Here is a 1,463-nt window from a genome sequence, read left to right as displayed (position 1 = left end):
TTTTCTTCAGTCTTCCCTTTAAATTCTAGAGGAGAAAGAGAACTAGCTAAAGTAAAGATTTGCCTAAAAATTGCATTTACCTTTGCTGTTTCAGAAAGTCTACTTTCTAGCTTATAAATCCTATCTAAAATAAAAGCCTGCTTGTTAATATCCCCTTGGGAAACATGTACTTTACCTATTTGTTTATAAAGAGAAGGCATCACTTCAGAAGCCAGCAGATGATGCCATCTCTTACAGACGCTAAATAAGGAAGGAACTGCGCAGGCCTCTAAGATGGGGAGCAGCAATTCATTGGGCAAGCTTTCGATAGATGTCGATGAGATAGGATACATCTTATTTCCTTGGGTAGTGATGGCTTTTCAGCATTTTATTTATTAAAGGCAATATAAAAAAATTAAAAAAGCAAGTCAAACCAATTCATATCCTTATCAATGAAAAACAACTCTCAGATAATCTACCACGCTTTTATTTCAGATAGATTCAAGGAAAGGGTGGAGACCCTACAAGCATTTAGGAACAGCCACAGGTTTTGAGGATTAAGTGACGCGGCAATTTTGGTTTGGCTAAAAGAAGGAGATTGATTCTTTGCCTTATTTGAGAAAACGGCTCTTTTTTGGTGCAATTCTTTAATTCTTCTATCGAATGATGAAATACAATACGGCTAGCTTCTTCCTGTCAAGAAAGGCTGTTCTCCCAGCATATCAATCTGCAGAAAAAGAGAGAAATTTCTTGTCATTATAAATGCGTAGGTTAGCTTAAGCTTGCTTAGTTGTGGGAAGAAAAGCAATTACTTCTTTAAACATAAGGTGGCTAAAAGTTTTTTATTTCATTTTAGCTCACCCCAATTTAAAAATCACTTAAGACTATTCTACAATGGAAAATGCTGCCTTATTTTTCCTGGAATATCTTCCAAAGGATTTTCCGCTAATTCAAGCTGGGTAAGCCGAGACATTTGCCCGATTTCCGTAGGCAGAGCGGTGAGCTGGTTTTGTCTTAAGTGAAGGTTTAGCAGCTGAGACAATTGCCCGATTTCTCCAGGCAGACTGGTGATATGGTTCTGATTTAAGTGAAGGTCTAGCAGTTGAGACAATTGCCCGATTTCTCCAGGCAGACTGATGAGCTGGTTTTGATTTAAGTAAAGCCTTTGCAGCCGAGACAGCTGCCCAATTTCTACAGGCAGAGCGGTGAGCTGGTTTTGATTTAGTTCAAGCCTTTGTAGCTGAGACAATTGCCCAATTTCTGCAGGAAGATTGGCGAGCTGGTTTTGATTTAAGTAAAGCCGTGTCAGCTGAGACAATTGCCCGATTTCTGTAGGCAGGCTGGTGAGCTGGTTTTGATTTAAGTAAAGCCTTTGCAGCTGAGACAATTGCCCGATTTCTGCAGGAAGGCTGGTGAGCTGGTTTTCTCTTAAGTAAAGCTCTTGCAGCTCAGACAGCTGCCCGATTTCTGCAGGCAGGCTGGTG

Annotated in this window: 2 protein-coding genes; both read right to left on the bottom strand. The window is 40.2% G+C overall.

What is annotated here, in order from left to right; translation table 11 throughout:
- The coding region (locus DB41_RS10265) for an F-box protein (RefSeq protein ID WP_039387005.1) at nt 1–332 on the bottom strand (332 nt) is incomplete at its 3' end.
- 536 nt (nt 333–868) lie between these two features.
- A partial coding sequence (locus DB41_RS10260; protein WP_193365258.1) for a leucine-rich repeat domain-containing protein occupies nt 869–1,463 on the bottom strand: 595 nt, incomplete at its 5' end.

This window comes from Neochlamydia sp. TUME1, assembly GCF_000813645.1.
GTDB lineage: Bacteria > Chlamydiota > Chlamydiia > Chlamydiales > Parachlamydiaceae > Neochlamydia.
The sequence above is the reverse complement of the archived record's forward strand: the minus strand, read 5'-3'. Positions and strand labels throughout refer to the sequence as shown.